This is a genomic window from Clostridium sp. UBA871 (assembly GCF_002295255.1).
In the GTDB taxonomy this organism is placed as follows: domain Bacteria; phylum Bacillota; class Clostridia; order Clostridiales; family Clostridiaceae; genus Clostridium_J; species Clostridium_J sulfidigenes.
The window spans coordinates 111,376-136,761 of sequence record NZ_DBFV01000004.1 but is presented as its reverse complement, the minus strand read 5'-3'; the positions used below and the strand labels follow the sequence as shown (position 1 = coordinate 136,761).

Genomic DNA, 25,386 nt, shown 5'->3' with positions numbered 1-25,386 from the left:
ATAATCACCTATCTATTATAATAGCTTGTTACTTCTGAGTTTAATTCATTAAAGAATTCTCCCATGCCCATAGCATTTAATCTTTCCATTATATTATTATCATTATTAAAGATTCCTTTTATTAATCCTACCCTTGTATTATCTTTAATAGCATTATCTAATGATAATACACCCTCTAAAGCTTCAGTTACTATCTTATTATTTTTGATTACTAATTTATTTTCAAAGAATGGATTTTTCCTACTATAAATACCACCTATTGCAAATATAGGAGATAGAGTTTCTCTTCTTCCTTTTATATCTCTATATAAAAATTTTATAGTGTCTAATAACAAGTTAACTCTTTTACACTTTTCTTCATTGCTAACTTCATACTCTCCATCAATTCCTACCTTATCTAAGTCAATAGTTATTGTGTAAGCATAGTATGATTTATGAATTTCAGTTTGAGCAATGTTTCCTCCATCTTTTTTCTTCTCTGCTGTTTCATTATATCTATCTAATAACCCTTTATTAGTTAAAAAATCCAAATCTGAATTAAAACTTTCTAAGGATACTGCATTTGATAATCTACATACTGCAGCTCTTGTTCTTACTGGCTTTTTAGTTTTCATATATCCAAATAAATCAATTTCTGCACTGTCCATTATTGTTGCATCAACTGAAAATTGTATAACCTCTTTATCTAAATCTAACTTAGTCGTATCAATACCCATTTGATTAACCATGTTATACCTCATAGCTTGACGTGATATATATGTGTAGCTTTCTCCATTTCCCCTTGTTAATTTTTTAAGAGAAGTTACATTTCCTACACCTTCACCATAGTTAGCACTTTGTGCTTCAAATATCATACTTATAGTTAATCCCTTTGCTTCCATTACTTGCTCTCCTCCTCACTATTTTCCTTATAATTTTTACCCTGTAATCCAACCATGAAGGCATATCCTGCTGACTTAAACTCATCATCATTTAACAATACATTACTAAATTCTGTTGGTATCTCCATTCCTATATACATGTATGAGTTTATTAAAGTATCCATAAATTTATCTGAGTTGTTCACCTTTAAGGCATTTAATAATCTATATGATATGCCTGCTAATTTATTTTCTGAATTCTTATCCTCATATTCCTTTTTAACCTTTTGACCGTACTTAGTAAATCTATCAATTTTGTAATAATTTGCCATAGCTCGTTCTCCTCCCCTTTCATTTAATGTTAAGTTCAATCTTAGAATATTTTTTATCACATATGTGTAATCTGATGTCTTACTTCCATGTTCTTTCTTAAGCAATAAATATATTAAGTCATACATGTTTCTATTTTCATATAATCTCTTTAACACTTCCCTGTAAAGATTTATATAATAGCCATCTATCTCTACATACATATTTATAAGTCTAGATAAAATATCTTTATATTTGTATATTACCTCTAGCTTACTTTTTGAAAGTATATTGAATGTGTATGGTCTTGATGAATTTTCAGAGTCATATCTAACAACTTGAATATTATCTATTTCAAACCTATTCTTTTCTATAGCATCCTGCTCCATATCATCTAAAATATTAAAATATGATTGTTCTTCCACATCATCCACTGTACTTATCTTTCCAGCTGTCTTATTAGCATTTAATAATTTTTTCACACTTGAATTATTATTTATAAATATTCCCTTACCAAGTACAAAATTAAATCCTAGCGGTATACATGAGTAAACTAAATTACATATTGGACATATATAACTATCACCATTTAAATTCCAAAAATGAGAACTCTTTTTATTCATGTCTGCCCCCATTTTTTCAAGCCAGCTTAAATTATAACTCTCTGAAAGACTTTTTAATGGATTATTACATGTCATACACCAATATTTACCTTTATTATCCTTATTATAAACTTTTGCACTATTCAAAAAATAATCTTGATAAACCTTGTACATATCATCATTATTTTTGGTCTTATGTAAAATTCCTACTCCACTCCAAAACTTATCTATGATGTCGTACATAACATTTTTAGCTTTAACATATTTTTCTGTATTTTCTCTTGTTAATATATCTTTAATTTTATAAAGAGTGATTATTTGTGAATAAACTTCATCTTTAACAGAATCAACACATTGTTTTTTTGATATTTTTATCACCTTTAACTCTTTAACAATTAACTCTACTTCATTCGTAACACCGACTAGGTTAAAAGCACTCTTATAGCTATTAGAGTTAATTTTATCCTTAGTGTATTTGATTAATTCATTAATACTCTCAATATCTTTTTCAGTTAAACTAACATTTTTAAATCTTTCTAAACTTAAAATTCTATCAACTATTTTAGAGCTAGTTAAATTATCATTGTTCTTACTCATCAAATAATTAAAGTAATCCTCTTCAAATCCTACTAATTCTTCTTCTTCGAACTCAATATAGTTATTTTTGAGCTTAACATTCTTATCGCCATGCTTCAGAGCATTATATAAACCTAAAATTCCAGCATTATATAGCCAATCTGATAAATAAATTCTCAAATTATCACCCCCTTATTATACTTTTTCTATCATGCCAAACCCTTGACTTCTTCTAAACCCTACTCCACTTTTCAATAATAGATTTAAATCATCTCTATGTCCCTTTAATTTGAAAATTCCCTTATATGAGTTAACATATAAAAATTTCTTATCACCTGAATATCCTCTTATGTCTTCTTTAACAACCATCTTCTTCATCAACACAGGTTCAAATTGTATATGTTCTATGCTTTCTCTTCCTAAGTTTGCTTTGATTATCTCATTGCAAATATAACTAAACTCATCATTAAAATTAACATCATCTATTTTTAAGAAAGTTCCATTTAAATCTTTTATACAAATAGGAGATTGAGTTTTAAAAACCTCCTCTGTACTTGTTATATCTTTCTCTTTTATATTACTTACTTTTTTTCTTTCTAAAATATATCCCTTATAATTAAAACTTGAGCTCTTTAATAATCCATTGTACAGATTCATACCAAATTTATAATCACAAGTTGATATATTAAACACTATATTACCATTGGTTATTATCTCATTATCATTTAACTCGTATTTATCTAGATAATATGAAAATGTGAATGGCTTAACCTTTTTATTACTTCTATCTTCATATGTGTATAAGTCATTATAGTAATCTTTATTAGCAACCTTAATAGCTTCCTTTATTATACTTACAAACATCATATTAGGTTGCCTTGGTATTTTATCACCGCATAAAACACATGTTATTCTCATAATCATCCTCCACTCTCAATATTAACCACAATATACCATATTAAAGAAAAAATTTCAAACCATCCCCATGCATTTTTCTTTAAATTATTACATGATAAAACAATATAAACTCTTAAAAATACAAAAATAGCCATCAGAATGCTAGTTGCAATCATATGGCTATTATATATTTTTTATTTTGATAGAGTGATCTTATAGAGTAACTTACTCATCATTTTTATCATAAACATCAGTAATAGAATTATTATAGATTTCATCTTATTATATCGTCGACTAATGTTGAACAGGAAAATATAAAAAAGATACGAAATTCGTATTCCTTTGTGCGGAGATTTACCGATGATTTCCTTCTAATTACAATTTCCTATTGCCACCCTTGTGTTATGGTTACCTCTACTACTGATTTTGAATAGGTTCAATTCATTTTCAAAAAACTAATTTACTTATGGTAAGGTTCTCCGTAACAGTACAATCAGAGATTTTTGTTTTTATATACTGTAGTATTTATTAATTATTCCTAACGACTGAGTTAAAAGAGACTACCTTTTTTAATTGTCTTAAAGTAAACTCCGAATGTTCAATTCATTATTATATGGATAATGAAAAGTTAATCACTATAGATATTATCTATATTTCCAATACAGACAATGTTACAAATTTAAGAAAATATACATTAACCAAACCACATATTAAGCTAGTTTTGTTCAATCAAACAAATACTCTTTACTTCACAGTTTTTTACATTAACGACACTTTTTAAATAAAATCTTTATATACTTTGACTTCTTTTTATTATCCCAATACGTATGTCAAAAACAATAGTTTCTTAATTTAAATAAACGTGATTAAATATACTAGAAACACTCATATCACCAAGGTGTCTTACTTACGTGCTCTTTCCTATGAAGTTTACAAGCTTTTTTGTTAAAATTTATTTAAAACCATAAAGCTATATGCAATACTCTTTCACTTCAACACAGTCCATCCAAAGCCAGATACCTGCAAGCATAATTTTTTTCTTTTTAAATTTGATTCTATCTTTCTGGTACTTTATAGCCATCGGACACTCCATATATTTTTCAAAATCAGCTATAGTCAATGTGCGACCTATATTTTCTAAATATTCATAACCATTTAGATATTTCGAATAAAAAATTGCTTCTTTTTTTTCTTTGGAAATTTTATACTGCCTTATAGGAGTTCTTGCAAAAAAATTATAAATATCTATTTCAGAAGTAACCAGTGCCTGTTTGCTTTTGATTATTGTACCTATGTAACAACTATATATTAATATTGGTTGTACTTTTTTAGGAAGCCAATCTGATCTTCCTACTAATTCTTTTGCCATACCCTTTAAATGTTTAGATTCAGAATAATGATTAGCAATCCTTTCTAACTGCTTTAAGTTTTCTTGAGTCTTTATATAAAACCTATGCCAATCATGTAGTGAATTGGGCTGTAACAAATTTTTTATCTCACAAATAAATAAATCTTCATCAAAAATAAATGCCATGTCACAGTCAAACACGTCTCCTAGAATTTTTTCTTTCTTTTTGACATTTTTAATTCCACTTTTTCTCCATTTTTCTCTAATAAACTCTTCATAATAGTTACCTTTAAATTGGAGATTATTCTCTAAATCTTCGAATATTGAGATCAGAACCCGTACAATATCTGAATAACATATAATTCCTGGGATTGTATAAATATTATTCTCTATTACTATAAAAGGATATTTTTCAATATTTCTTTTACCATGACTACATCTTGTGAAAGAAATTGCTTTAAAAATGCAAGAATGATATCTCTCTTCAATCCCCCCATCAATAAATATCTCCTCCCATTCGATCCTACTTTTCATGCATAATAAACTCTCTTTATCTTGGATACACTTCCAATTTTCTTTATAGATTAATAAAAAAGTTTTTAACCAGTATTTGATTGGTATTCCTTGTATCTGTTCATCTAAAAATAAAAATTTATTTAATGGAAAAGCTTTCAGTAATTCTTCTTCAACAATTTCCAAATACTTACTTGGCGGCAAATAAAACAAATTCCCTTCATCATTTAAATGTAAAATAAGATTTTGCCATTGTGATAAAACCTCATTATCTAAATTAGCGATATTTATAGCATTCAAATCATAACTTGGATTATTTATAACACTGACATTATTATCAATAAATCGAAAATCAATGAAATCATATTCAAATAACTCGATCAATCGATTAGTGATTTTATACTGGTTATAACTCCGAAAGCATTCAGTTATTTGCATTTGTTTACTCTTTTTTAAATTTTTTGCTTTATAGATACCTCTTTTAAATTTTGATACAGGAACTTTTCTATCATCATAATTAAAGATTTCATTAATAAAATTAATTATATTCTGAGTATTTTCACCATACTGTATTAACATCTTATTTAACTCATTGAATAGTATTAATGAATCCAATTCTTGCAGATAACTCAGTATACAAAAATACTCTTTTTTTAAACTATCTCTCAATCTAAAGTAAAATTCGAAACTTTCCCAAGTACTAACCGGATATTGACTAGATTTTAATATCTGTATAACCTCATTGAAGTACTTAGTATCATACGTTTCTCTTAGGGAATACTTTAGTAATTTTATACTTTCTGATTTATTTTCATTTTTTAGTAATTCAATTACATTTTGTACTCTCTTATTAATTAAATCATCCTTAATAGCTCTAGATTTTTCAAGAAATTTGTAATATAAACTCTTTTTATTGCTCATTTTATCTCCTATTATTAATAAATTTTTTCTTAATAACTTTTCACATAATATTCCTTATTACTTTAAATATAAATTCTGATTCAATATATTAATATATTAAGTTAATTCCATAAAGGTTGGATTTAATCTTAAAAATAAATATATTAGTGTTTAATTAAAAATTTAAATTTTAAAAATTCTTCATTCCATAATCTAAACTTCCCATTATAGACATAATTATGCTTAATAATACTTTATTTTTTATTAACAGCAGTTATTTATGTTATTATAGTTCCTACCATTAATTTTACTAAGTTTCATCATAAACTCTTTTTATATCTTATAATCTTTCCCAAATTCCATACCCCTGATTATAAGCAATCTGATACAGTGGTTCTATATTTGCTTTTAACTTCTGGTTAAATTCTTCTTTTTCAATTTTTCTTTCATTGTTTGCAGCTATCTTTATGGATAAATATCCTTCTAAGTGGTTCTTATATCTTTTAGGATTTCTCTGCATTATATCAAAGCTTCTGTATTGAATTTCACAGAACTTGTCCATGTATAAGCTAAGGTCAGGTAGTTTATTACTCTTTTGACTATTTACATTTTTAAAGGTAGGTGCTAAATTCCATAGTTCATCATGTAGTACAAAGCTCCAGGGAATAAAGTGGTCTATGCTTAGATTCCCATAATTAGAGAAGTTTTCTTCTGTTAGTTCCTTTCCTGTGTAAATATCACTAACAGTTTTATCTCTATTTATCTCTTTCCAAAGCTTAGTTGCTTTACTTAGATCTCTTTTACCTGGTGCTGTGATTTTAAATGGAATTGCTGGCACATTAGGATTTCTCTTTTGAAGATAACAAACTAGGTTATAATGCATCCATCCACATATTATAGTTTGATTAGCGCTTATGTACTTATACCAAGAGTCATTAATTTCTATAATCTTATTATCAATATCTATTTTATATATAGCTCTCTCTTCTAGATTGGTCAGCTCAGCTATAAACTTATTTCTCTTAGTACCATTCTTCTTAAATATATCCTTTGTTAATGCTAATTCCTTAGCAAAGAAGGGAGTTAAAAGTCTATAAGGTACATAATCACGAAGTTTTTTAATCCTTTTTTCAACTTCAACATCTTCTATATTTTCTATAACCTCTAATAGTTTATTTTTATTCATATCACAAGGTATATTATATTTTTCATGGATTAATATAACTAAGTCAAAGAGCCTGTCTTGAATTCCTAAACTAAGTTTATATTGAGTAACGGGATACCATGCTCCCACTATCATTCTACATACAAGTTTTCTAAAGGATATGTACTTATTTCCCTTAATTATTTCTTCATAGATTCCAAAGAACCAAAATATTTTATAGCTACTGCTTAATTTATCTTCCAATATTCGTGAAAAGCTATTTAAATCTACACTACCATCATAGGGTAAGGTAATAGCACCATATGGGTTAGTAATAATTGAAGATGTAATATCCTTAACACCAATTTGATTGTCCTCAAAGTCTTCTATTAATGAATTATTTTCATTTATAATATCCTTGTTACTCATGCTCTACCTCTTCCCTAGGGACTCTTTATTTCTTATATATTAAAGATGCATTAACCCATACACCAATATATTACACGTTACACATATATTGTACCACCTCCATCTCCACCACTCAATAAATTCATACCATATTCAACAAATATTTCCTTTGTTTAACCTGTAACTACATAAAAAAACAGCAGAATTCTGAAATTCTACTGTTACTATGTGCTCCTATTTAACTATAGTTTTATATTGAATATATCCATAGTTAAAGGTACTTCTTTAACTTCTCTAAAGATTCTATATCAAACACATCTCCATTAATTTTTCCTATCTTTTCTAAAGATAATTTAAGTATAGACTCTATTATATTCTCTGAAATATCCTTAAATTTTTTCCTTAAAAGTTTAGCTATGTTTAATAACAGTATTGATAATATGTTACTTTTTAAAACTCATTACTCATATGATGGCTGTCACCTTAAGTTGATAATTCATGGCAGCATCACTTTAAAGTTACATATATTATTCTATGATTGGCGATGAATCCGGATTTTTCCAATGTTTTTCTTGATGCTATATTTTTAGGGCTGCAGCAAGCCATGGGCTTTAAATTATTCCTATAGCAATGTTCCTTTAGCTGAGTTATAATATATGCTCCGATACCTTTTTTACGGTATTCCTCTGCCACAATCATTCCTATATCACCATATTGTTCATTTGATTTAAATATTCTAAATTCACCTATTCCTAGTAGAATGTCACCACTGTATAGTACGAATAGTTGATTGTTTTCTATTAAATCTTCATAATAACCTTCAAATGCAGGGTCACATTTTGCTTTTATAGTGACTATATCATCGCTTTTAGCTAATTTGAAGGACACATCTTTAAAATTAGCCAATTCATATTTTATATTTTTATTATCAGTAAAAAGATAACAATCTATAGATATATTCTTCTGATAATCAAGACACAAAGATAGAAATTCTGTCTCTTTAGTAGAAACAGTAGCATTTTCGGCAATATTATTCGCAATAATATATTCAAAAATCTCTGGTGCATGTATAAAATACTCTGTAAAAGTATAGAATTGTACTAAAGTTTTTTTGGAATCGACGAAAAAATGACCTGCTTTCTTTCCATTATAAATAATTATATAGCACTGGGAATTCCCTATAATTACATTTTCCCAGTAACCATCTATTGGCGATGCTAAAGTCTTAATATACTCTTTATTCAAAATAAATCTTTCTTCTGGTGATGTTACGTTCTCTACTTGTATCATCAAATTCCCCCTTTTAATATCTTTTCTTAATTATATATGCTTAATAAGCTAACTAAATTAATTATTTTTAAGTGCTTTTGTTATCGCATTTTTATATATTCCACCTTCTTAGGCTCTACAAAATGTTTTAAGAAAATACAAAGTCAAATCATCATTATTTTCACATTTTGCATAATGTTCTAATTGACTTCCATTATACCAAACCCCTGTACCATCTGGAATATATCCTCGTTTTACATACATTCTTTGAGCAGAGCCATAACCATAATGTAGTCCTACCGATAGAGAAACAAAATCACTTTTCTCTTTTGCAAGGCTCTCTACTACATCCATAATCTTATTACCTATACCTCTTTTTTGATATTTAATAAGGACATTAAAATCAACAATTTCAGGTATATTTTTATGTGCAAAAGGACCAACTTTGGTACATGGAAGTAATGTAACATATCCAGCAACATCACCCTTTATTTCAGCAATAATCACTAACCTTTCAATATTCTCTTGCTGATTATAATAGTCATTAAATAGTTCATATGGTTTATGCCAATTTTGTTCTGCAAAACCATGAACCAAATTTTCAATATCGCTCTTTATCATAGAGCGTATAAGTAAATTATCATTATTATAATAAATCATTGTAACCCCCCCTATTTAGTTCATTAATAATTTTTGAATCACTAGTGCTTCTAATCTCCCCAATGCCACAGATACTAGAATACAATTGATCATTGTTCCTTTTGTCTTTTACTAATGGTTAAATCCTCATATGAATATTAACTATAAATATATGCCCCCACTAATTGAAGATTGAATATTCTGCTTAAATTACTTAAATATCGCCTCTTTATTTCTTATATCTTAAAGATGCATTAACCCATCCACCAATATATTACACGTTACACATATATTGTACCACCTCACTGTCCACTACTCAATAAATTCATACCATATAAAGCATATTTTTCCTTTGTTTAATGTATAACTACATAAAAAACAGCAGAATTCTGAAATTCTACTGTTTCTAATTACTTAGTTTTATAGGAATTACATCATTATAATTTTTAATCTCAAAATTATCTACTGTAAGTTTATCACCTATATAAACCATAAAATTTGAACAAATTATACTTATTTAGTTAAACTATAATTTATATTATTATTTTAATTTCATATGCAGTATAGGGAATGGATTTCCCTGTTCGTCTAACTCAGATTTTTTAAAGATTTTAAACCCAAGATGTTTGTAAAAGCCTACTGATTGTGGATTTTGCTCATTTACATCCACATAATTTACATTTAACACTTTTATTGCATGTTCTACAAGTCTTTTTCCAACTCCATTTCCTCTACTTTCATTACTTACAAATAACATTTCAATTTTAAAATCATGAATTCCCATAAAAGCTTTTATAATACCATTTTTGTCTCTTACACATAAAAGTTTACTAACATATTTAGCACCTTCTATAACTTGAGGTTTTATTAAGATTATATCTTCTTCACTTAAAAAGTCATGTGTTGCTCTTACTGATGATTCCCATGTGTCTAGTATTTCTTCCATATCCTTATCATTAATATTATTTAAATTTTCAATTTTCATCATTTAATAAATCCTCCCAAGTAAATATGTTACTTAATATTATATATTAAATATGATTTGAAAAGCTTATTAAGAATATTTCTGTACTAACTATAATCAATTAAATATATTTATTTATTTTTATAGATATATAATATTCTCCTAATACTACTTTCAGATAGAAAATAATCTGTAGACAATTGTTTAATTGATATTCCTTGTAAGTACTTAATATATATTTCAAAATTTCTTGATTTCAGTTCAGTTTTTATCCCACTAACCTCACCCCAAGATTTTTTGTTGTTATCTTTCTTTGGAATGTATATATAATCACCATCGATGTATTTCTGAACTAAATCTAAAACATCTCTAGGTAATATATCTTGTGCTTTTTTATACTTCATAAACATTTCTCCTACTATTATTAGAGCAAATATTTAATCAAAAACTGCACAAAACATCTACTTTATCGCTCCTTACAAACTATGCTTTGATATCATTGCAGTTTTTGCTTGGAGCTAAATTAATTAATCTAATTTTACAAAACATAATGACACCTACCTTCTTGCTTAATTATATTATTATATCATTAATAAAAATGCTAGCTCTCCTATCTCGTATTGGGCTGACTATTTGAAAATAAATCTACATTTAGGATAATTGCTGCACCCTTTAAACTCACCATATTTACCTTTTCTCAAAACTAACTTGCCTCCACACCTAGGACATATATCATTACTTATTTTATTCTTATTATCAGTTAGTCGATTCTGAATTTGTGCTACATGGGCTTTGCTATTTTTTTTACCATCAATGCTCAAAGAAATCAACTTTGAGTATATTTGTTTTTTTACAGAATCTCTTAATGTCTGTTTATTGTATTTTTTAATTGTCTTCAATAAATTTATTGTATATATAACATCTGTTTTGCATTTAACTTTTAAATCCGCATTAGTAGTGAAAACTACAATTGGAATGTAATTCACATCTGGGAAGTCACCTAGTATCTTTTTTAGAGCTTGTATATGGCCGTAATTCTGCCTAATTGGATTATACATACTTTTCTCAGGTTTATAATTTTTCTGTTTCCAATATTCATCAAATTCATTCCCTATAATCCATCCCTTATAGTTTTTAGTTTCAATAACAAAAACACCATAATTAGATACAACAACATGATCAATCTGGGTTGTCTTACTTCCCACCTGTAGCATTATATCATTTATAACCATATACTTATTTTCATCAAGTCTTGATAAGAAAAATGATACTGATTTTTCTCCAAAGAAACCCTTTATTCTTGGCCTAAAAAGATCTAGTATTCCTACTGCAATTACCAACACCCATAAATACCAAAATCTAATTAAAAATTCAACAATTATTTCCACTTATTTCACTCACCTTTAATGCTATTTCTAAATTGAATATTATTTTACCTCATCCTTATTATTTAAATTTAATCAACAATATCCTTATTGTACCATCTCCCTGTCCACTGCTCAATAAATTCATACCATATAAAGCATATTTTTCCTTTGTTTAATGTATAACTACATAAAAAACAGCAGAATTCTGAAATTCTACTGTTTCTAATTACTTAGTTTTATAGGTAATACATCCCTAATTAAATATACTTCCTTAACTCCTCAATGGACTCTATATCAAACAAATCTCCATTAATCTTTTCTATCTTTTCTAAAGATAATTTAAGTATAGACTCTATTATATTCTCTGGAATATCCTTAAATTTTTTCCTTAAAAGTTTTATAGTACTTTTAGCTAAAGCATCTTTTGCTCCTTGCTTTATCCCTTCATCTCTAGCACCTTGAAGTCTACTTTTCTCATCCCTTATAGCTTTATCTCTCATCTCAGCTAGTTGTATTAACTCTTTATCACCACTGATATTGTATAGAACATCCATTGCTTCCTTGATTTCAGTATCTTCTTTTTTCATTATATCTATCTCCTCTCCCTCTGGATTTATTAAAAAGCTTAACCATCTATGGATTCTAATTAGGCACAGCATTAATTGAAATATGGGTTCTCTATCCTAGTTGGAATATACGGTGTTGGAATATCTATTATTATTTCACTTTCATTTGTACTTTGTGTATCTTCTTGATTATTTATTTCCCCTTGAGTTTGAGTTTCTGCTTCCACTTGAGCTTTTGATGCAGCTTCTGCTTCTACCTTTGCCCTTGCTTCAGCTTCAGCTTGAGCTTTTGCCTCTGCTTCTGCCTTTGCTCTTGCTTCGGCTTCAGCTTTTGCCTTTTCTTCCTCTTGCCTTTTGATTTCTAATTTATCATTTATTTCTGCTTTTAAGGCTTTTAGCTTTTCATTTCCATCAACAAATTCTTTTTTATCTCTTAAACTTTTTAGTTCTTCAATTTTATTTATAATTAAATCTTTGTCCTTAAGCTTGCTTATATCAATAGCTTCAAGTTCTGAAATGCCTTTATTTATTAATTCTATATTACTATTTGTTAGATTATCTTTAAACTGATTTAACTCTTCTTTTAGTCCTTCAACTTTTTTATATTCTTTATTTACAATAATCTGATCACATTTATTAATTAGCGCTTGGTATTTTTCCTCATTTGAGTTTAAAAGAAACTTACTAATGCCATCTTTATATTCCACTACATAATTACTAAAATCATTTATTATTCTATTTCCTTTCAAATATGTATAACTAACAACTCCAGTTATAGCAAATATAGCCACTATTAAAATTATTATATATTTTTTATTATTTTTCATTTTATCCCCCTACATAAGAAACGTGTTTAATACTATTTTTCTATACCTATCCTATTTTATCATGTTTATACATTTTTTTCATTATACGTTTATTACGTTTTATTTTAAAATTTATGTCTTTATATATAATTATTTAGAGAAATTTTTTAATAAGTCCTTTTGTTCGTACAAATAGCTACTCTCCACATTCACAGTCTATGAGAACATATAACAACTTCTTCTTAATTAAAAAAAGTGTAAAATTATATACACCCTCCATAAATTTAATTATGATATGGTTCAGTAATTATCACTCAAAAATCTCATTACTTATGGTACGTCTCACATTACCCTAAGTAAAAAAATCTAGATTTCTCCATATATAATATAAGTAATATTATTTAAAGTTCAAGTTTTAATTATACTTTTCATGAAAAAAAGATAGGATTTTAAGCCTATCCTATCCCTTTGAGTATCTTCACCTGAACAAATTGTAATTTGTAAAACTTTGGATTAGCCTCATAATCTCACTGATAAATTAATATATACTATACACAATTCTCAAATATTGGTTCAATATAATCTTTAATAAGTTTTAAACTATCCTTCGCATATGGCTTTAAAATAGAAGCAATAGAAACTACCATTTTTTTCTTTGTATTAACATAAATCGCATTTCCTCCCTGTCCCAAAGCTGCATATATATGTTCTTTATCATCAATAATCCACCACAGATAGCCATAGGCCAGCTTTCCTCCTCGGCTATGCTCCTTTATACTCTCATCTATCCACCACGCCGGTATAATTTGTTTATCTTTCCATATTCCATTACTTAAGTACAATTGACCTATTTTTGCCATATCCATTGGGGTTAAGGTAAGACCCCAGCCTGCTGTATTTATACCTTCAGGGTCAACAACCCAACCGCTAACATTTTTATCTTTGGGAAAGGCAAGATGTTCTTCTTTATTTGGTAATACCACATTGTGTCCAACATTAATTTCCAATGGCGAAAACAAATTTTCTCTTGCAAAATTAAGTACTGATTGTCCTGTTGCTTTTACAAGAATTCCTGATAAAATATGTGTTCCTACAATAGGAGAATACCTAAACTCTCCATTCTGCCTCTTCCCTCCTAATAAATCAAGCCCAGCTTTTATCCAGTTATCGCTTGCAAAAACCTTCGCATATGGTTCTGACTTACATTTATATGGGGCTGTCATAGTCAGCATGTCCTTAATGGTAACACTCTGTATCGTTTTTTCTCCTCTTTTAACTGTGTAATCCGGGAAAAAATCCAATACTTTCTGGTTAATATTTTTGATGTACCCTTTATCTATGGCAATACCAATCAATATGGAAATAATACTTTTTGTCACTGAAAAAACATGGCTGGTGTTATTAGCTGTATAACCATTATAGTAATTTTCATATAATGTTTCACCGTTTTTTAATACAATTATGCCAATAATATTGTTATAGCTACTGTTTATTATCTTTTCTAACCATATCTTTTTTCTTTGATTTATATGATTCATATAAGATACCCTCCTGTTCTGGAATTTGGATTATCTTTCAGTTGCTCTGGTATTCCTTTGGCAATAATCTCACCGCCCTTGTCCCCACCTTCCGGACCAAGTTCAATAATATAGTCACAGCTCTTTAATACCTCTACATTGTGTTCAATTACAATCACCGAATTGCCATTTACAACGAGTTGATCTAATAGTTTTAATAACAATGCCGTATCATACAAGCTAAGTCCAGTGGTTGGTTCATCTAACACATATAGTATATTGCCCTTTCGATGCCGTCCTAACTCTTTGGCAAGCTTCACTCTCTGTGCCTCACCACCACTTAAAGAAGAAGATGGTTGACCAAGGGCTAAGTACCCCATGCCCATTTGATCTAGAATACGTAGTGGTCTCACAATGCTATTCTGATCTTCAAAGAATGAAATGGCTTCGGTAACACTCATCTCTAACACATCGGCAATGTTTTTTCCTTTATAGTCTACAGAAAGACTTTCTTCATGAAACCGCTTGCCATGACACATCTGGCAAAGCTTATCTACGGAAAAATTGGAGGTCAGAAAGATTCTTTCATAACCACTACCACCACAGTCTGGACATGCCCCTTTAGAATAAAAGGAAAAATGTCCACCACTCATGTTTCTTATTTTTGCTTCAGGCTGTTTTGCAAAAAGTTCCCTGATTTTATCCCAGATACCAATATAAGAGACTGGCGTAGAACTGGAATTTCTTCCAATAGGCTCCTGAGATATCTTTGCAAAGCCACTAATCAGTTCTACTCCTGCTATATCAGTTGCAATACCATATTTTCTGGCACTAGCAAGACGTTTCAAAAGCGTCTCCTCAATGAGTGAACTCTTCCCACTTCCGGATAATCCAGCAATACCAACCATGACATGAAGTGGAAATGCTACAGTTAAGTCCTTTAAATAGTGGGTATTTGCATGCTCTAAGATTAGACAGTCTTCCTTATCAAAGGCATGCTTTCTAACCGTCCTTTCCGGCATCAAACATTTGCCTGAAAGATACTGACTAAGCATAGTATTTACATTTTCATATCCTTCATAATTTCCCTGGTAGACAACCCTTCCACCTTCTATGCCTGCTTTTGGACCAATCTCAATAATATGGTCGGCATGACGAATCATCTCTCTATCATGCTCCACCATAATCACTGTATTACCAATGTCTCTTAATTCCTTTACCGCTTCGATCATGCTTTCCTTCTCAGATGAATGTAATCCTGCCATGGGTTCATCAAAGACATAAATCAGAGAATTCAGTTTAGACTCCAAATGGAGATGGAGAAAGATTCGCTGTACCTCACCACCGCTTAAAGAAGACATCTCCCTGTAAAGAGTCAGATGTCCTAAGCGAAACTGAATCAGATGCTTCAATTTTTCCACTAAATTCTTTACCAGGTTCTTACCAAAATGAGATAATTCTTCCTCTGGTATTTCCTTTAGGAAATCAAGAAGACCTGTCAGTGTCATCTGTCCCAGTTCACCAATGCGCTTTCCATGAAGGAAGACTTCTCTTGCTTCTTCGCCGATTCGCTGTCCATGACAATCTGGACAAAGGGTCTTTAAATAAACTTCCTCCACATCCTCGCCCTTTTCATACGCATTTCTTAGTATACGCTCCAGACAGTAGCTTTGCTTGCCATTATCATATGTCCCATAGATGACTTCATTACTGATATCTTCTGGAAGTTCCCAGAATGGAGTTGCAAAATATACGCCGTATTTCTTCTTTAAAATTCGTAAGAAACCAGCTGTTACCTGCAGACTCTCATAGACCTCCAATAAGGTTGTTGTTTTATCTTGAATCAACTTCTCCAGATTAATATCATAATAAGAACCTCTGCCCTGGCAGCTAATACACATACCATCGGCCGTTGTATATAGAAAGAAGCCTAGGGAGAGATGTCCACTACGCTCATCCATAGCCTTTCCGTCACTGGTATATAACATGGCTAACTGGTTTAGAATTCCAGTCTTTGAGCCAACTGTAGAACGGGGATTGCTCTGCCTTATTGTATTTTGGCATACCGCCACCGTTGGGCCGATTCCTTCCATAGTATCGAATCTGTCCTCGTTATCAAGTCCAGTCAGAATTCCAATGGACCTTAGATACTTGTTCTTGCCTTCTTCAAACAGGATATCAAATGCAAGACTGGACTTACCGGAACCACTGATCCCGGTAATGACCACTAGTTGATGCTTTGGAATCGCTAGATTAATATTTTTTAGATTATGGATTCGTGCTCCTTGAATCTTGATTTCTTCCATATGCTCACCTCTGAATCGATTTGCAGCATCTTAGAAATGAATGGGCTCTATGGGAAGGTAGATGTCAACCCTAATTGCCTAAATCGTAGATTACTTCACATAATTCATTGGCTCAATAGGAACGTATATATCTACCTCATGGATAGGACTTCCATTGGCATAAGGTTCGTTTCGATACACTTCGAATGGATATGAGTTTCTTGGAACATAACCACTGCTGGTTATCCACTGTTGATACATGTAATTCCAAGCATCGCTATACTGTTCCTGCTGAATCTGAAAATGTCCCACCGCATACAGTCCGCCTTCTAGTTTCATCCTCCCAAGAATACCGTCTTCCTGAACTCGTATATCCTCTGGCACCGTGAGACACAGGCTGGTACGGAATTGATTCTCCTCTCCGAATTCCGGATTATCATGATACATGGCAATCACCCAGTTTTGACCCTTCACAAGAAGATGCTGCTTCTTTGCATGATCAAATAAAATCTGAATAAGATTGACATACTTCTTTGCTAATGTGTCATAGGTACCTATATGTCTCACATAAGCCACCTGTTTTTCCTCTAAATTTGCTATGGTAATCTTCCCTGTGACAGGAAGCAGATTGTCTGCCCATTCTTTCTTCACTGTGTCCTTATTATACTCTGACAGTAAAAAAGAATCTTTGCAATTCTTGCTATATTCATTCCGGTATTCTCTTGGACTAGTGCCATAATAATTCTTAAATGCCCGGGAAAATACGGCTGAATCAGTATATCCAAGTTCATAGGAAATATCCGTAATATTTTTATCTGCCCGGTGTGCAAGCAAAAAAAGTGCATTCTCCATGCGAATCCGGTTCACATAATGGACTAAAGGCTCGTTTAATATGCCCTGAAATATCCGGCTGAAATGATATTTTGAAAACCCAGCAGCACTGGAAAGTTCCTCAATAGACAGTGATTGCCCTAAATGACCTTCAATATAGTCCTGCACCTTATGAATTTTTCGTATGTATTCATCTTGACACTTCTGATCTGGCATATGATACCCTCCTGTTCTTGATAAATATAGGATAAGGTATTTAATAAATCTTTTCAACCCACCCTCAGAAGAGTTGCTTTGAACTGCTTTCATACCACGTTACGCTAATATAAATAATCTCCAGTACAAATAGAAATAGTTATAACACAAGCCAATGATACTTTTTATATCATTGGCTTGAATTTAATATATAACCCCTATAACAGTTAAAAATTATTTTTTCTTAAATTCCTTATTATCTAAAATAATAACCTCTGACTTATCTTCCTTTGATGCCTGCTTTGTGTGATTTACAAGTTTTATAACGTTCTTATATGATTGTTTTGCTCCCTTTACAAGCAAGGGTACTCCTAGAAAATCAATTTTTAGCCACCTAGAAAGTAATCCGCCAAAGGTCATTGGTAATGGAACCGTTGGTGATGTATTAGAAAATATAATTTTCTCATCTAATAGCTTTTCTTTATGAAGCATAGAAGTTAAATTATATAATCCTGGAATTAAAACCTTTGAACGTCCTCTACCTACAACATAGACTTTATTTCCATCTTCATCACTTCCATAATAAAAAAGTTCTCCACGATTTCCATATACTAACTTATTAAAGTTAGGTAATTTCAATATTTCATCCTTAGTTGGTTCTCGAGTTTCATCCAGCATTTTTAAGTGATAAGCAATTGCTAGAATAGACGAGTGGGTTCCTCCATAACAATTATATATGTATATCATTTAAATCACCTAATTTCTTCTTTTTTTACTTTATTTTAATAATTGTAGTATATGCAATAAACATTTATATTAAACATTCTTTGAACACATTTTATCCAAGTTCCTCAATGTTCTACAATTCTTTATACATAAAATAAATATGTTACAATCCGTTACCACTACCAAACTTAAGCTCTTAATAATTTCATTAATTTATGTGCATCTCCATCAGCATTAATAATATCATCATCTGTAAGACCTGCCTCAGCTGCAATATTATATGCTTTACCAAAATCCCCTACATCCTCTGATTTGTGTGCATCACTTCCTAATGAAAATTTAACGCCCATGTTCTTTAACTTTTTTATTGTTTCAATATCCATATTCTTATGAGATCTGTTAATTTCTAAAGCAGTATTTCTTTCAATAGCGACCTTTCCAATTTCAATAATATCTGGATTAACATGCTCTAATGGATGATTTAATATTGTAATTTCATATTTTTTAATAGCATTAATCGCAGCTTCTGTATAATTTCTCAATAAAAGTGGATTTTGTACCGCTCCAGGATGATAACCCACACAAATTATGTCCAGGTAATCAATTATTTCATCTTTAATATCTATATCACCCTTTTTAGTAACAATGTTACATTCTACACCAAGAAGAATCTTAAAGTCATTCTCCTTCAATAATGAACTCTTATTAAAATCATCAATTACTTTACGTACTTCTTTATATTGATTTAGTTTCATCCCGTAGATACTATGCCTATAACCATGGTCTGTTATTGCTATTTCTTTTAATCCTTTTTTTATTCCAGTTTTAACATTTGATTCAATACTTCCTTTTGCATGTTCTCCAAAAATAATGTTAAATAAGGGAATATGCCCCTTTGCAATATTAGTATGAGTATGATAGTCTGCAATAATCTTAAAACTCATTTTATCTCCTCCATAGTTTTATTTTGCCCATATTGCTGGATAATTCTTACCATATATCACAATTCTACACAAACAATATATATCATTACTTCTGCATAGTATTTGTTTTTTACCATAAAAAAAACCTTCATTATTTATGGTACGGTTCACCGTAACTATTTGAAGTGAAGTTTTTCCATCTTTTTCTTATTTAAAAGCAAACAAAAAGATGCTCCATCCCGAAAAGATTAGCATCCTTTTAGTTAATATACATCTTTAGAAAAAATTGTAGTTTATTGGGGTACAGGTTATGCTCAATTTACATAACACAGGTATCATTTTAACTTTATAGGTAAAAGTAAATCAATATGACCATCTATTCCATTTTCAGGCCAACCCATATGGGAAGAATAAATCCAATTTAAATGCTCCTCTAGGCATCCGCCCATAATCTCTTCTCCTTGCTCTCTGTAGTTGGAATCATATTTATCACTTTCTTCTACCCATTTGCTTAAAAGCTTCCATTCGTGGAAGTCAGGGAATACAATAGTATGGGCTGCGTACATTCCACCCTCAAACCTCTTTTTTACGAGTGGCGCTGGGACTTCCATGTCATCAGGAATGGTTACCCAATCCTCATATCCGTGATGTGGTCTATTATGCGATGGATTTGGATGATTAAACCCAAACATTCTTGCATCGGGTTTCTTTTCGTACAGATTGCTCTCACGAATAAATTTATCTACCACACCTCCAACTACTTCCTCTGGATTCTCACCAATAAAGTGATACGAAGCGACAGTACATGGAGACATCACAACAATTCGAACATTTTGTAACTTACCCAATACCTCATTTGCCTTGTTTAATTCTTCCATTGAACGTTCCTCCTTAAAATTAATTCTAGAAAGGGTTAGCGGTTCAATGACTTTTATGATATCAGCATCTTGTAATAAATCAAGTTTAATTGTTGTTCCCGTGCTTTTATTCAAGCGTGATACAAAAATCTCCAACACATACCGAATGATATCAAGTGCAGTTATCTCATCATTAATCTCAACTATGTTTCTTTGGAATATTTCGATAATGTTAGTCAATTCAGGAGTTTTGAAAATCAACGCAATTTGTTTTATTGGAATCCGCAGCTTGCGTAATACAATGATATACTGAAGACGTAGAATAGCATTTTCATCATAAACGCGATATGCGTAATCTTCTTTGCGTTGACTGAATAATAGCCCCATTTGTTCATAGTACCGAAGCATTCGTGTAGAAACATTAAAGACCTTTGTTACTTCACTTATAGTCATCAATCCCATATGCTCAACTCCTTTCTGTAATCAGAATAATGGACGACACGATGTCAGAGTCAATAGACTTTTAAAATATTTTCCGAGGATTATATAAATTTTCTCATACTGCATATCTAATCTCAAATAAGCAGGTAGATAAATTACTATTTGTATATTAATCATATTTGTTAATAATATAATTGTACCATACTATGTAAACGCGTTATTGCTTATAATACGGTATTTTTACCTTTAGAAATTTAGTTACTTTATTTAGCTCCCTTTTCTGGTGTTGTGATTTTAAATAAAATTGCTGGTACATTAGGATTTAACTAGTTCTATGTACAATAAATATACCTTTGTTTAAGGCACAACTACATAAAAAAACAGCAGAATTCTGAAATTCTACTGTTCCTATGTTTATCTCCTACATAAAAATACTCTTATCCATACTTTATATAATTTATAGAGACTTTTTATATTTCTTAAAGTAGACTAAACTTGAAAAAATAAAAAAAGCACCAAAAATTATAAAAAATACTGCAGAAAAATATAGTTTCCCAGTTAAATGCCATATTCCTATAGCCAACCATAGAACCCCTGAAATTGCATATAATATCCATGAACTTTTATTATTTATTGCTTTACTATTACACGTACCATCTTTTTTTATTTGCTTAATTCTAGAGCTATATGCTAAATAAGGCATAAAATTAAAGACAAATACAAATATATCAATTATCAACAATCCAACAATAATCAAAAATATAGGCTTAATGGCGACTAAAGAAACAAATAGCAACCCAATTATTGCTATAGCTAGTATTAAAGAATATAAAGTCCCTTTTCTTGTTAGATTTCTTATACTTGTATATTTATCTATTTCTGAATCACAATCACTATAAATAGGTTTAGTTCCAGCTTGTGCTGAAAAAATGTGCATATAATTTTCTATAGAAACAATACGATTCCATCCTGCTTCTTTAAATATAGTGAAGTATTCTTCATTTGCCTCTGTTTGGTAATCTAAGTTATATATTATATCTTGAGATTTATCTTTTCTTAGTTTATAGAAAAACCCTCCTACTATATCTTCTAATATCCAACCTTGCCTTGCATATTCTTTTAATTTTTCCATATCACTTTCTTCACTAAATGCAAACCCATTAATCATTACATATTTACTTTTCAAAAATATCCCCCTTTTCTAACCCAAAAAATTTTCAGCGAATTTGATCATCTGCTTTTTACGTTCAATCTCTTTTATAAGCATCTCTCGTCCTTTATTGGTTATTTTATATATTTTTTTATTTTCATCTGTGTCACAATTTAACTCCACTAAATCTGCTGCTAAAAGCTTTTTCAATGTTGTATAAAGTGATGCAGGACCAATAGTAACTTCATTATTAGTAAACTTCTCAATAGTTTTCATAATTAGGTATCCATGCTTTTCATCAACAACACTAGATAAAATATAAAAAGCAGAATCTGTTAATTCCCCTATATCAATAAAATCTTTTCTTGGCATAAAATTCTCCTTCATATTATATTTAATGATATATTATTAAATGATATATCATTAAATATAATATATCCATAAATGATATACTTGTCAAGTTTTTCTTTATTGCTTTCGTTATTTATATATTTTTATTAAAATATATAAATATACTGATAAAAAAGGCTTCTTCCATAAACTAAATATTAATTAATAAAAAATATAACCACCTGTAAAGTAGCTATTTAATCTACTTACAGGTGGCTGTGAATATGTATGTTTAAATTTATCATTCATAGTATTTTTATATCACAATGGAAAACTTATAAACTAAAGGATATGATTGAATTAATATTTTAGTGTAGATGAATTTTAGATTTCTTCATAATGATTTAGAATTTTTTTGATCTTTTCATAAATAATAGATTTTAACCGTTGTGGCTTTACTGACTTAATACAAGTGCCATATCTAAGAAAATAATCAGATATAAAATCTTCTTCACCTACATTATAAAATCCTTTTATAATTGTCTTTGTTCCTGTTTCTATTTTCATAGAAGGATAATGTTCCTTGTAGAAAATATCCGATGCACCATCTAAAATCTCTACTTCAAAATTAATACTTTTATCAGATTGGTAAAATTCTATGGGAGAGTTTATAACATCATCAATTAGAAATTCTAGCTTCTCACTACTAAAATCTAATGAGGTTATTTTATCACATCTAAGAACTTTGTATTTATTACTATTAAGCTCTATTCCACTAGCGTACCACTGTCCAAATTTAGATAAAATTTTAAAAAACTGTATATGGTAATTTATAGTTTTATCGTTTTTCAAATACTTTGTGGTGCAACTAACTTCATTAATAATACTTTCTAAAATCCTATCTAAGAATTTACTTACATTATTATGTTTAGAGGCTTCAAATTGTAAGGACTTTTTCATCTTATTAATTTTTTCTATTTGTTCTTCCGATAGACAGTTTTCAAATTTTTCATTTAGTTTATTTACACTTAAATGAAAGGGTGTAGACTCGTAGGCATTTAGTGTGAGCATTGCAAAATACAGCGCGTATACTTCGTCTATGGTAAATATAATAGGTGACAATAATCTATTTTTCAATATAACATATTTACCGTATCTACCTTGCTCTGTATAAATAGGCATTCCCAATTCTTCTAATGAACTAATATCACGCAAAGCTGTACTTTTTGAAATGTTATATTTATTCATTAAGTCACTTAAATTGAAGCAATCCAGGTCATTTAGGTACATTATCATATGGTTTAATCTTTCTGATTTTTTCATATATCCTCCGTTTTTAAATTATCTTAAGTAAAGGTTTCACATTTTGACACCTTTAAATATTATAATGTATTTATATCAATAATATAATCATTGATATATAATTTACTACAAAAAGGAGATTAATATTATGAGTAAAACCTTAGAAACAGCTATTTTCCTTTCAATGAATGGAAAAGCACAAGATGCTATTAATTTTTATAAGAAACACTTTAACGCAGAACAGTTAATGATTGTAACATATGCAGATATGTTAAAGATGGGTGATAAATCACGAGAAATTAATGATGAAAATAAAGATTATATTTCTCACTCTGTTTTAAAAATTGGCAATACTAAGGTTATGATTGCTGAAGATACAATGGATGCCAATGAAGAGTACAAAGTTGGTAATAATACCTCTCTATGTGTTCAAAGTGCTGATTTGGAGGAAATCCATCAATTCTATGATAGCTTAATCGCAGATAAGAGAGTTAGAATAATTGTACCATTAGCTAGTAATATATTTAGTAAAGCATATGGAATCATTGAAGATCCATTTGGTATTAAAATTCAATTATCTTTCGATGAAAGATTAAAGTAAAAATAAATAAATTTATGTAATTAGATTAATTCTAAAACATAATTTTTTTATACATTACTTAGGAAACTCGACTCACATTCGCTCACTGAGTAAGTCCTGCTAACTAAATCAAAGATTTAGAGCATCACTTAAAAATTATGATTAAATTTCTTGGTCTTGATATAGAAGTTAAAAGTACTGAAAAAGTGCTACATCCCGTAAAGATTAGCACTTTTTCTAAGATTCGTAATTTATAACATAAATCTAATCCAATAACCCTAAAACAAAATAAATGTTCTAAGACTTAGCTTAGTGTTGACGCACTAAGCTTTTCTTACTAGAATTCTTAGAAACCTGTTTCTTTAGAATTCTGTACTCCTCAGCTCGACTGAGTGAGTTTCCTATCTATATTCCATATTATTACTTGTAATATATACTATTTTATGTGTATAACATATTAATAATACAAACTTTTGATTTTTTACTCTATTATAGCAATATCATTATCTGTAATTATTATGGCTTGACTGTCCATTAATTTAATATTAGGACAATCACTTGTATTTAAATATCCACATTCTGTACCTTCTTCTGCGTGAACATTGAGCGTACAATTGATATAACCTAAATTGTTAGGTAAATTTTTTGATAAAACAACACTCCCTGCACTTACTCCTACATATACCCCTCCGTTATGTAAAAATTTTTTCAATGGAATATTGAAATTAGTTTCGTTCATTTTGTTCAATAAATGTTGTGTAGTTCCACCGCAAACGTATATAACATTAAAATTACAAATTTCATCACAACTCATAATTCTATCTAAATCATATGTAACTATGTTATCTTCTAAAATACCAGCATCTAAAAGGTCGTTTTTACACTCTGGAATCCATACCTTTGCATCTTCTGTTATTGCAGCAGTTGGAATAAAAATAGCTCTAATTTTATCCTTAGGCATATTTACTAATTCTAAAAACTTTTCTTTAATATTTCTATTAGTAAATCCAGTAGATGTTAATATCAAATTTTGCATAATTAAAAATCTCCTCTACAAAATACTATTTGCCTGTCACTAAAA

Annotated in this window: 24 protein-coding genes; 1 reads left to right on the top strand and 23 read right to left on the bottom strand. The window is 29.6% G+C overall.

Translation table 11 applies throughout. The features are described 5' to 3' along the window. Positions 1-8: 8 nt before the first annotated feature. From cas7i to B3086_RS06400, 22 genes are all read right to left on the bottom strand, one after another. On the bottom strand, positions 9-881 hold the full coding sequence (gene cas7i / locus B3086_RS06500) for a type I-B CRISPR-associated protein Cas7/Cst2/DevR (RefSeq protein WP_346892992.1): 873 nt from the start codon (positions 879-881) through the stop codon (positions 9-11). Beyond that, a complete protein-coding gene (gene cas8a1 / locus B3086_RS06495; protein WP_346892990.1) occupies positions 881-2,527 on the bottom strand; it encodes a type I-B CRISPR-associated protein Cas8b1/Cst1 in 1,647 nt (548 codons plus the stop codon). The genes cas7i and cas8a1 overlap by 1 nt, the downstream gene beginning before the upstream one ends. Before the next feature lie 15 nt (positions 2,528-2,542). Next, the gene (cas6, locus tag B3086_RS06490) at positions 2,543-3,265 is read right to left on the bottom strand and encodes a CRISPR-associated endoribonuclease Cas6 (protein ID WP_346892988.1); all 723 of its coding nucleotides are present in this window, start codon (positions 3,263-3,265) and stop codon (positions 2,543-2,545) included. 949 nt (positions 3,266-4,214) lie between these two features. Then, positions 4,215-6,026, bottom strand: a complete 1,812-nt coding sequence (locus B3086_RS06485) for a hypothetical protein (protein WP_346892986.1) — start codon at positions 6,024-6,026, stop codon at positions 4,215-4,217. 319 nt (positions 6,027-6,345) lie between these two features. Next, positions 6,346-7,578 (bottom strand): HNH endonuclease domain-containing protein, encoded by a 1,233-nt coding sequence (locus tag B3086_RS06480; RefSeq protein ID WP_346892984.1) that lies wholly within the window; start codon positions 7,576-7,578, stop codon positions 6,346-6,348. Between the two features lie 250 nt (positions 7,579-7,828). Continuing rightward, positions 7,829-7,975: a DUF4351 domain-containing protein gene (locus B3086_RS18030; RefSeq protein WP_414632282.1), complete on the bottom strand. Its 147-nt coding sequence runs from the start codon at positions 7,973-7,975 to the stop codon at positions 7,829-7,831. Between the two features lie 89 nt (positions 7,976-8,064). Beyond that, a complete protein-coding gene (locus B3086_RS06475) occupies positions 8,065-8,847 on the bottom strand; it encodes a GNAT family N-acetyltransferase (RefSeq protein ID WP_346892982.1) in 783 nt (260 codons plus the stop codon). Between the two features lie 108 nt (positions 8,848-8,955). Continuing rightward, the gene (locus B3086_RS06470) at positions 8,956-9,486 is read right to left on the bottom strand and encodes a GNAT family N-acetyltransferase (protein WP_346892980.1); all 531 of its coding nucleotides are present in this window, start codon (positions 9,484-9,486) and stop codon (positions 8,956-8,958) included. 520 nt (positions 9,487-10,006) lie between these two features. Further along, a complete protein-coding gene (locus B3086_RS06465; RefSeq protein WP_346892978.1) occupies positions 10,007-10,453 on the bottom strand; it encodes a GNAT family N-acetyltransferase in 447 nt (148 codons plus the stop codon). Between the two features lie 107 nt (positions 10,454-10,560). After that, entirely contained in the window at positions 10,561-10,833 is a 273-nt protein-coding gene (locus B3086_RS06460) for a CD3324 family protein (RefSeq protein WP_346892976.1), read from the bottom strand. A gap of 225 nt (positions 10,834-11,058) precedes the next feature. Then, the gene (locus tag B3086_RS06455; RefSeq protein ID WP_346892974.1) at positions 11,059-11,817 is read right to left on the bottom strand and encodes an NERD domain-containing protein; all 759 of its coding nucleotides are present in this window, start codon (positions 11,815-11,817) and stop codon (positions 11,059-11,061) included. A gap of 236 nt (positions 11,818-12,053) precedes the next feature. Next, the gene (locus B3086_RS06450; protein ID WP_346846752.1) at positions 12,054-12,455 is read right to left on the bottom strand and encodes a DUF4351 domain-containing protein; all 402 of its coding nucleotides are present in this window, start codon (positions 12,453-12,455) and stop codon (positions 12,054-12,056) included. Further along, complete coding sequence (locus B3086_RS06445) at positions 12,455-13,189, bottom strand: hypothetical protein (protein ID WP_346892972.1); 735 nt, start codon at positions 13,187-13,189, stop codon at positions 12,455-12,457. Before B3086_RS06445 ends, B3086_RS06450 begins: the two co-directional genes overlap by 1 nt. Positions 13,190-13,716: 527 nt before the next feature. Further along, complete coding sequence (locus tag B3086_RS06440) at positions 13,717-14,697, bottom strand: serine hydrolase domain-containing protein (RefSeq protein ID WP_346893356.1); 981 nt, start codon at positions 14,695-14,697, stop codon at positions 13,717-13,719. A 5-nt stretch (positions 14,698-14,702) separates the two neighbouring features. Further along, positions 14,703-16,991 (bottom strand): excinuclease ABC subunit UvrA, encoded by a 2,289-nt coding sequence (locus B3086_RS06435; RefSeq protein WP_346892970.1) that lies wholly within the window; start codon positions 16,989-16,991, stop codon positions 14,703-14,705. A gap of 90 nt (positions 16,992-17,081) precedes the next feature. After that, the gene (locus tag B3086_RS06430) at positions 17,082-18,017 is read right to left on the bottom strand and encodes an AraC family transcriptional regulator (RefSeq protein WP_312496017.1); all 936 of its coding nucleotides are present in this window, start codon (positions 18,015-18,017) and stop codon (positions 17,082-17,084) included. A gap of 213 nt (positions 18,018-18,230) precedes the next feature. After that, on the bottom strand, positions 18,231-18,743 hold the full coding sequence (locus tag B3086_RS06425) for a DUF3189 family protein (RefSeq protein ID WP_312496019.1): 513 nt from the start codon (positions 18,741-18,743) through the stop codon (positions 18,231-18,233). A 167-nt stretch (positions 18,744-18,910) separates the two neighbouring features. Beyond that, on the bottom strand, positions 18,911-19,666 hold the full coding sequence (locus B3086_RS06420; protein ID WP_346846749.1) for a PHP domain-containing protein: 756 nt from the start codon (positions 19,664-19,666) through the stop codon (positions 18,911-18,913). 314 nt (positions 19,667-19,980) lie between these two features. Beyond that, a complete protein-coding gene (locus B3086_RS06415) occupies positions 19,981-20,964 on the bottom strand; it encodes an effector binding domain-containing protein (protein ID WP_346892968.1) in 984 nt (327 codons plus the stop codon). Between the two features lie 436 nt (positions 20,965-21,400). Next, a complete protein-coding gene (locus B3086_RS06410) occupies positions 21,401-22,129 on the bottom strand; it encodes a DUF2812 domain-containing protein (RefSeq protein ID WP_346846747.1) in 729 nt (242 codons plus the stop codon). Between the two features lie 15 nt (positions 22,130-22,144). After that, on the bottom strand, positions 22,145-22,465 hold the full coding sequence (locus B3086_RS06405; protein WP_346846746.1) for a PadR family transcriptional regulator: 321 nt from the start codon (positions 22,463-22,465) through the stop codon (positions 22,145-22,147). A 342-nt stretch (positions 22,466-22,807) separates the two neighbouring features. Next, positions 22,808-23,746, bottom strand: a complete 939-nt coding sequence (locus B3086_RS06400; RefSeq protein ID WP_346892965.1) for a YafY family protein — start codon at positions 23,744-23,746, stop codon at positions 22,808-22,810. Between the two features lie 127 nt (positions 23,747-23,873). Between B3086_RS06400 and B3086_RS06395 the strand changes: the two genes are divergently transcribed. After that, entirely contained in the window at positions 23,874-24,326 is a 453-nt protein-coding gene (locus B3086_RS06395) for a VOC family protein (RefSeq protein WP_346846744.1), read from the top strand. A 460-nt stretch (positions 24,327-24,786) separates the two neighbouring features. On the opposite strand, the gene B3086_RS06390 is transcribed toward B3086_RS06395, so the two are convergent. Then, positions 24,787-25,341: a Type 1 glutamine amidotransferase-like domain-containing protein gene (locus tag B3086_RS06390; RefSeq protein ID WP_346846743.1), complete on the bottom strand. Its 555-nt coding sequence runs from the start codon at positions 25,339-25,341 to the stop codon at positions 24,787-24,789. Positions 25,342-25,386 lie beyond the last annotated feature (45 nt).

Excerpts from the sequence above, each read along its gene's own strand:
- B3086_RS06430 (WP_312496017.1), bottom strand. The coding sequence starts at position 18,017 with ATGCCAGATCAGAAGTGTCAAGATGAATACATACGAAAAATTCATAAG.
- B3086_RS06480 (WP_346892984.1), bottom strand. The coding sequence starts at position 7,578 with ATGAGTAACAAGGATATTATAAATGAAAATAATTCATTAATAGAAGAC.
- B3086_RS06425 (WP_312496019.1), bottom strand. The coding sequence starts at position 18,743 with ATGATATACATATATAATTGTTATGGAGGAACCCACTCGTCTATTCTA.
- B3086_RS06445 (WP_346892972.1), bottom strand. The coding sequence starts at position 13,189 with ATGAAAAATAATAAAAAATATATAATAATTTTAATAGTGGCTATATTT.
- cas7i (WP_346892992.1), bottom strand. The coding sequence starts at position 881 with ATGGAAGCAAAGGGATTAACTATAAGTATGATATTTGAAGCACAAAGT.
- B3086_RS06420 (WP_346846749.1), bottom strand. The coding sequence starts at position 19,666 with ATGAGTTTTAAGATTATTGCAGACTATCATACTCATACTAATATTGCA.
- B3086_RS06450 (WP_346846752.1), bottom strand. The coding sequence starts at position 12,455 with ATGCTGTGCCTAATTAGAATCCATAGATGGTTAAGCTTTTTAATAAAT.
- B3086_RS06395 (WP_346846744.1), top strand. The coding sequence starts at position 23,874 with ATGAGTAAAACCTTAGAAACAGCTATTTTCCTTTCAATGAATGGAAAA.
- B3086_RS06485 (WP_346892986.1), bottom strand. The coding sequence starts at position 6,026 with ATGAGCAATAAAAAGAGTTTATATTACAAATTTCTTGAAAAATCTAGA.
- B3086_RS06465 (WP_346892978.1), bottom strand. The coding sequence starts at position 10,453 with ATGATGAAAATTGAAAATTTAAATAATATTAATGATAAGGATATGGAA.
- B3086_RS06475 (WP_346892982.1), bottom strand. The coding sequence starts at position 8,847 with ATGATACAAGTAGAGAACGTAACATCACCAGAAGAAAGATTTATTTTG.
- cas6 (WP_346892988.1), bottom strand. The coding sequence starts at position 3,265 with ATGAGAATAACATGTGTTTTATGCGGTGATAAAATACCAAGGCAACCT.
- B3086_RS06390 (WP_346846743.1), bottom strand. The coding sequence starts at position 25,341 with ATGCAAAATTTGATATTAACATCTACTGGATTTACTAATAGAAATATT.
- B3086_RS06435 (WP_346892970.1), bottom strand. The coding sequence starts at position 16,991 with ATGGAAGAAATCAAGATTCAAGGAGCACGAATCCATAATCTAAAAAAT.
- B3086_RS06415 (WP_346892968.1), bottom strand. The coding sequence starts at position 20,964 with ATGGGATTGATGACTATAAGTGAAGTAACAAAGGTCTTTAATGTTTCT.
- B3086_RS06400 (WP_346892965.1), bottom strand. The coding sequence starts at position 23,746 with ATGAAAAAATCAGAAAGATTAAACCATATGATAATGTACCTAAATGAC.
- B3086_RS06460 (WP_346892976.1), bottom strand. The coding sequence starts at position 10,833 with ATGAAGTATAAAAAAGCACAAGATATATTACCTAGAGATGTTTTAGAT.
- B3086_RS06405 (WP_346846746.1), bottom strand. The coding sequence starts at position 22,465 with ATGCCAAGAAAAGATTTTATTGATATAGGGGAATTAACAGATTCTGCT.
- B3086_RS06470 (WP_346892980.1), bottom strand. The coding sequence starts at position 9,486 with ATGATTTATTATAATAATGATAATTTACTTATACGCTCTATGATAAAG.